We start from the raw sequence: 4,819 nt of genomic DNA on the forward strand, positions 1-4,819 counted from the left end.
AGACCTCAATTTACTAATTTATTTAGTTATTTCACCCCCCTATCTCTTATTTGTAAATGTTCTACCTAATCCTAAAATAAAATTTTATTCAAAAGAATCAAATAATTGATTCTTTTTTTTATTTTCATTTATGAATTTTATTGCGTTATCAATTTTAATGACTAGTTGGCTTACATCTTTAATATACCATATTAAAGAATCTAAGCCTAATAAATTATTCTCATTTGCTATTTTTTTATTGGTTACATTTATTATTGAAATTACAGGAGCCTACCTCAGTTCAAAAGTTATTTCTACCATCCCATTATATAATATTTTTACCACTTTTGAATTCCTATTTTATATATACACCATTCGCCAATTCATTCACCGTCCAATAGCAAAAAAAATATTTATATATATCATCATAGTGTATGGCCTTGCGGCATTTATCAATATTTTCTTTATCCAGGGCATCATGGTATTTCATACCATTACCTATGCAGCCGGTTGTTTGGTAGTAGTATTTTGTGCAGTGTATTATTTTTTTGAAATTTTGTTCCGCCCCACACCGGTTACCCTGGTGCGTATGCCGGACTTCTGGATTTGCAGTGGTTTATTATTTTATTATGCGGTGAGCTTCCCTATGTATGGTTTTGTGAATTATGTGATGAGTTTACCACATACTTTATTAAAAAATTTTAATCTTTTCATTCAGATTTTGAATATTATATTGTATACAATGTTTAGTATTGCATTCTTATGCCGATTCAAGGTAACGAAATCACCTCTATCATTGTACTTGGAACCGTACTAGGTTTTAGTCTGGTAGGTTTCATTGTGGGCATGGTATTGTTGTACCAACGGCGCCAGCATAATTTTTTACGGGAAATGACCTTGTTGAAACAAAGGCACGAACAGCAAATTTTAAGGGAAAGAATTTTGGTGCAGGAACGTACCATGACCAATATTGCGCAGGAACTGCACGATAGCATTGGCCAGCAATTACAGGTTATTAAATTAACGGTAAGTACTGCCCGCATTATGCTTCAAAAACCTGAGGCTAAAGAAATGCTGATAAGCTCTGCCAATAGTTTGAAGTTTGTAATTGCCGATATATCGCGCCTCACTAAAACCCTGCATACCGAAAAAGCAGAAAAAATTAATCTGGAATTCTCCATTTCAAATGAAGTAGACCGTTTAAGAGAAAGTGGCAAATACCAGGTAAAATTTGAATACCCTACCAGTAATTTTCAGGTAAAATTTAATGAAGAAACCAATATATTTTTATTCCGCATGTTTCAGGAAGCACTCAGTAATATTATTAAACATGCGCATGCTACTGCTATTGATATTTGTATGTATTATCCGGAAGAAAATAAATTTGTTTTGAGTATTAAAGATAATGGCGTGGGCTTTAGTATAAAAGAAAAAATGGAAGAAGCATCTAAAAACTCCGGGCTTGGGTTAAGCAATTTATATAACCGGGCAAAAATGATTAATGCAGAAATAGAAATTAGCAGTATCTTAGAGTACGGAACTGAAATTAAAATAATTTTACCGCTATCAACCACCCATATTTTACAACAAAACGCTGACTTATGATTGGCAATGCCAATAATATACCATCCTATAAAGTAGCAGTAGTTGACGATCATGTTTTATTACGCAGTGCTTTAGCCCGTTTAATTTGCAGTTACGAAAATTATACCGTTGCTTTTGAAGCCAGTAATGGTAAAGAATTTATTGAAAAATTAAGTAAACAGGTATTGCCCGATATTGTGCTGTTAGATATTAATATGCCTGAAATGGATGGTTATGAAACGGCCCGTTGGTTAACCAAACACCATCCGCACATTAAAATATTGGCGCTTTCAATGGAAAGCGATGATACCAATATTATTCAAATGATAAAATTAGGAGCCAAAGGGTTTTTAATGAAGAATGTAGAACCGGAAGAATTGAATGGCGCTTTAGATTCAGTGTTGGACAAAGATTTTTATTTATCTGATACCATTTCCGGTAAAGTAATCAGTGGTTTGCAAAGTGGCGCCCAGAAAGCCTCTGAACCCGAAACACTCACCGAAAAAGAAAAAGATTTTTTACGTTTAATTTGTACCGAATTAACCTATAAAGATATTGCCGAACGTTTATTCATCAGTCCCCGAACTTTAGATGATTACCGCAATGCCCTTTTTGAAAAGCTGAATGTACACAGCCGCATGGGCCTGGCCATTTATGCATTAAGAAATAAACTGGTAGATATTAATCAGTTGTAATTCATTTGAAACCATTGCTCAGTTATGCACTACCCAATGTTATAATTCAATAACGGAGCCACCGGTTTAAGTTCCAAGAAGTTTCTTCCCTATTATTTACTCAAATTCATACTTCTTTCCTTGTACAGGGTTCTGAAGTAAGGGTCACGTAAATCTTTAATAAACCGGATGGCTTCGCCGGTGCTTTTCATTTCAGGACCCAGCTCTTTACTTACACCGGGGAACTTATCGAAACTGAATACCGGTTCTTTAATGGCATAGCCGTCTAATTTCTTTTCAATCACAAAATCGGTCAATTTTGCAGCACCCAGCATTACTTTGGTAGCTATGTTTAAATAAGGCACCTGATGGGCTTTTGCAATAAATGGTGTGGTACGGCTGGCTCGGGGATTGGCTTCAATCACATACACCGTATTGCCTTTAATGGCAAATTGTATATTAATCAACCCTTTTATATTTAAAGCACGTGCAATTTTCTCGCTGTAATACTCCATAGTTTCCACCAACAAAGGGCTTAGGTTAAATGCGGGCAACACGGCATTGCTATCGCCACTGTGAATACCTGCCGGCTCTATATGTTCCATCACACCCATTACATGAAAGTTTTCGCCATCAAAAATGGCATCTACTTCTGCTTCCTGGCAACGGTCTAAAAAATGGTCAATTAATATTTTATTATCCGGAATATGTTTTAAAAGGCTCACTACTGCTTTTTCAACTTCCTCATCATTAATTACAATCCGCATTCTTTGTCCGCCTAAAACATAACTCGGCCTTACCAAAACAGGATAGCCCACTCTGTTGGCCACTTCAATAGCTTCATCGGCAGTAAAAGCGGTGCCATATTCAGGATAAGGAATATCCAATTGTTTCAACAAATCGCTAAAACGGCCGCGGTCTTCGGCAATATCCATATCATCGAATGAGGTGCCAATGATTTTAATCCCTTTTTCATATAAGCGTTTCGATAATTTCAATGCGGTTTGTCCGCCCAATTGCACAATAACCCCTTCTGGTTGCTCTAATTCAATAATTTCCCACAAATGTTCCCAAAACACTGGTTCAAAATACAATTTATCGGCCATATCAAAATCGGTAGATACGGTTTCAGGATTACAGTTTACCATAATGGCTTCATATCCACATTCTTTAATGGCTAATAAGCCGTGCACACAGCAGTAATCGAATTCAATACCCTGGCCAATTCTGTTGGGGCCGCTTCCTAAAACAATGATTTTTTTTCGTGCAGATGGGATGGATTCGTTGTGAAGAAGGTTATTGCTCATGAGTATGAAATTGTGCAAATGTAACAACCTCTCATTTTTTTGAGCATATTTTTTTGAATGAAATATGAAAATAGAAAAATGAAGCATACAAAACACAGATTGGAAAGTTTTGGGCGATATGCCTTTTAAGTAAATTTTTTCTCGCAAAGAAATGATACCAAAAAAACCTTTGCTGGCTTCGCGAACAATCTTAGCGTGCTTTGCGTGCAACTTATTTTTTCTCGCAAAGAGCGCAAAGAAATGATACCAAAAAAAACCTTGCGGGCTTCGAGAACAATCTTAGCGTGCTTTGCGTGAAACATATTTTTTCTCGCAAAGAGCACAAAGAAATCATACTTCCAAAAAAACCTTGCGGGCTTCGCGAACAACCTTAGTGTGCTTTGCGGGCAACTTATTTTTTCTCGCAAAGAGCGCAAAGAAATGATACCAAAAAAAACCTTACGGGCTTCGAGAACAACCTTAGCGTGCTTTGCGGGCAACTTATTTTTTCTCGCAATGAGCACAAAGAAATGATACCAAAAAAACCTTTGCGGGCTTCGCGAACAACCTTAGCGTGCTTTGCATGCAACTTATTTTTTCTCTTTCTCGCAAAGAGCACAAAGAAATGATACCAATAAAAACTTTACGGGCATCGAGAACAACCTTAGCGTGCTTTGCGTGAAACTTATTTTTTCTCGCAAAGAGCACAAAGAAATGATACCAATAAAAACTTTACGGGCTTCGCGAACAATCTTAGCGTGCTTTGCGTGAAACATATTTTTTCTCGCAAAGAGCACAAAGAAATGATACCAAAAAAAACCTTGCGGGCTTCGCGAACAACCTTAGTGTGCTTTGCGGGCAACTTATTTTTTCTCGCAATGAGCACAAAGAAATCATACTCCCAAAAAAACTTTGCGGGCTTCGCGAACAATCTTAGCGTGCTTCGCGTGCAACTTATTTTTTCTTGCAAAGAGCACAAAGAAATGATACCAAAAAAAACCTTGCGGGCTTCGCGAACAACCTTAGTGTGCTTTGCGGGCAACTTATTTTTTCTCGCAATGAGCACAAAGAAATCATACTCCCAAAAAAACTTTGCGGGCTTCGCGAACAATCTTAGCGTGCTTCGCGTGCAACTTATTTTTTCTTGCAAAGAGCACAAAGAAATCATACTCCCAAAAAAACTTTGCGGGCTTCGCGAACAACCTTAGCGTGCTTTGCATGCAACTTATTTTTTCTTGCAAAGAGCACAAAGAAATCATACTCCCAAAAAAACTTTGCGGGCTTCGCGAACAACCT

5 protein-coding genes are annotated in these 4,819 nt (G+C 37.1%); 4 read left to right on the forward strand and 1 reads right to left on the reverse strand.

Annotation, left to right across the window (positions count from 1 at the left end):
* Positions 1–157: 157 nt before the first annotated feature.
* From JK139_RS15280 to JK139_RS15290, 3 genes are read left to right on the forward strand one after another with little or no spacing between them, the layout of a single operon-like run.
* Positions 158–796: a hypothetical protein gene (locus JK139_RS15280; RefSeq protein WP_218332137.1), complete on the forward strand. Its 639-nt coding sequence runs from the start codon at positions 158–160 to the stop codon at positions 794–796.
* A complete protein-coding gene (locus JK139_RS15285; RefSeq protein ID WP_218332139.1) occupies positions 742–1,584 on the forward strand; it encodes a sensor histidine kinase in 843 nt (280 codons plus the stop codon). Before JK139_RS15280 ends, JK139_RS15285 begins: the two co-directional genes overlap by 55 nt.
* On the forward strand, positions 1,581–2,258 hold the full coding sequence (locus tag JK139_RS15290; protein ID WP_074420189.1) for a response regulator transcription factor: 678 nt from the start codon (positions 1,581–1,583) through the stop codon (positions 2,256–2,258). The genes JK139_RS15285 and JK139_RS15290 overlap by 4 nt, the downstream gene beginning before the upstream one ends.
* Before the next feature lie 92 nt (positions 2,259–2,350).
* On the opposite strand, the gene JK139_RS15295 is transcribed toward JK139_RS15290, so the two are convergent.
* Entirely contained in the window at positions 2,351–3,544 is a 1,194-nt protein-coding gene (locus tag JK139_RS15295) for a carbamoyl phosphate synthase preATP-grasp domain-containing protein (RefSeq protein ID WP_218332142.1), read from the reverse strand.
* Positions 3,545–4,197: 653 nt separating this feature from the next.
* Between JK139_RS15295 and JK139_RS15300 the strand changes: the two genes are divergently transcribed.
* Complete coding sequence (locus JK139_RS15300; protein ID WP_218332144.1) at positions 4,198–4,731, forward strand: hypothetical protein; 534 nt, start codon at positions 4,198–4,200, stop codon at positions 4,729–4,731.
* Positions 4,732–4,819 lie beyond the last annotated feature (88 nt).

The organism is Hydrotalea lipotrueae (assembly GCF_019249625.1).
GTDB classification, from domain to species: domain Bacteria; phylum Bacteroidota; class Bacteroidia; order Chitinophagales; family Chitinophagaceae; genus Hydrotalea; species Hydrotalea flava.